The following is a 1,585-nucleotide window of genomic DNA, read 5'->3' on the forward strand; positions in this document are numbered from 1 at the left end:
GCTTACTTACGAAAGTCCTCGTGGACTTTCTTGGTCGGTAATTATTTACTAAATTAATTCCTATAAACACGCAACAAACCATATACATCAACGTTGTAAGTAAGGTCGAAAACCAAGTCTGAATGGAAAATGAATTTAAGGAAAGAATGTCAAATGCTTCTGATAAAGAATTGTTCGACATATTAAATAATAAAGGAAGTTACCAAGAAATTGCATTTAATTCTGCAATTAAGGAACTGAATAAAAGAGGTTTTACTGAAGAAACGACTCCTGCTCTAATAGAATATGAAGAGAATAAGCAAAAAGAAAAAATGGAATTGGAAAGACAGCAAAGTCTCCCAGAATTATATTCTCAAAAGTCAATTGTAATTTTTTCTGCATTTTTTACTGCAATATGTGGAGCAATTATGATGGCAGAAAACTTTAGAAAATTGGGAAATAAGGAAAAGTCAAATTCAGTCTTGATATTTGGGTTTGTTTATGCATTATCATTAATGTTTCTTATCAGTCTGACTGATTTAAATATGATACGATTGGCTTTACAAATTGGAGCTTTTATTGGTGGATTTGTTCTAATATTTAGATTTGAAAAATTTTATCCTTCTGATTTAGAACATCGGAATAAACCTATATGGAAAATATTGATTTATGCTTTACTAATTTCTTTAAGCTTAATTGCGATATCAACAACTATTTAAATTAATAATTAATTAAAACCCAACTTACAACAACGTGTATAACCAATTGCTTGGTTCTAGCCTACTTGGAAATTCCTATCGGAATTTCCTCTGGTTCGTTTTCTTTTGTTAACTTAGTTCTCGCCAACGCAACAAGCCATACACGAACACGTTAGCCACAAGCTGAAGAAACCAATTGAAAGCCAAACAAACATACTTAAAAGGAAAGTCCGTTTTTACGGTGTCATTACTCGTAATCGGAATTACAATTCTGACTGTTTATCTGACTGGCGAAAATTATAACCGAACTGTAACGTCGAATTTATATTTATCGTTGTTTATAATCGGAACAGCACTTTTTCTGTTTATGACTTACGGACTTTACAAAGGAATTGGATTGACAGACAATTTTCCAAAATTCAGAGAATTTAAAACTGGAGATATAATTTCGAACTCAGGAGTATCACCTGATTTGCCAAGTATAGATGTTGGCGATGGAATTGGTGGACTTCTAATGTCGATTTTACTCTGGGTTGGAATGACTATTTTAATATTCGTACTTCTGATTTTATTAGAAGCCTTTTTTTGGATTTCGATTTTTATAATATTAGCAATGCTCTATTGGGTGTTTTTTAGAGCTTTAAAATTTGTGTTTTCAAAATCAGCTGATACGAAAGAAGATATCGGAATTTCAGCAATTTATTCGCTGTCTTATACTGTATTATATTTAGGTTGGATTTTCGGAATTGTTTATCTGACTGAAGTATTACGATAAAAGCCAGTGGCTAACACGGTGTATAATTAATTGCTGGTTCACTGCCGACTTACGAACATTCCTGCGGAATTTTCTCGGGTTCGTATTTGTTTACTAAATTAGTTGCATAACCACGCAACTCCTATGTTTGTAA

Annotated in this window: 2 protein-coding genes; both read left to right on the forward strand. The window is 32.2% G+C overall.

Features of this window, described 5'->3' with window-relative positions; translation table 11 throughout:
- Positions 1–122: 122 nt before the first annotated feature.
- A complete protein-coding gene (locus H593_RS0115395) occupies positions 123–698 on the forward strand; it encodes a DUF1129 domain-containing protein (protein ID WP_028873242.1) in 576 nt (191 codons plus the stop codon).
- Between the two features lie 175 nt (positions 699–873).
- Entirely contained in the window at positions 874–1,452 is a 579-nt protein-coding gene (locus H593_RS0115400) for a hypothetical protein (RefSeq protein ID WP_028873243.1), read from the forward strand.
- The last annotated feature ends 133 nt before the right edge of the window (positions 1,453–1,585 follow it).

Source organism: Psychroserpens burtonensis DSM 12212 (genome assembly GCF_000425305.1).
GTDB lineage: Bacteria > Bacteroidota > Bacteroidia > Flavobacteriales > Flavobacteriaceae > Psychroserpens > Psychroserpens burtonensis.

Bases quoted from the DNA above. Each gene is read 5' to 3' on its own strand.
- H593_RS0115395 (WP_028873242.1), top strand. From the start codon at position 123: ATGGAAAATGAATTTAAGGAAAGAATGTCAAATGCTTCTGATAAAGAA.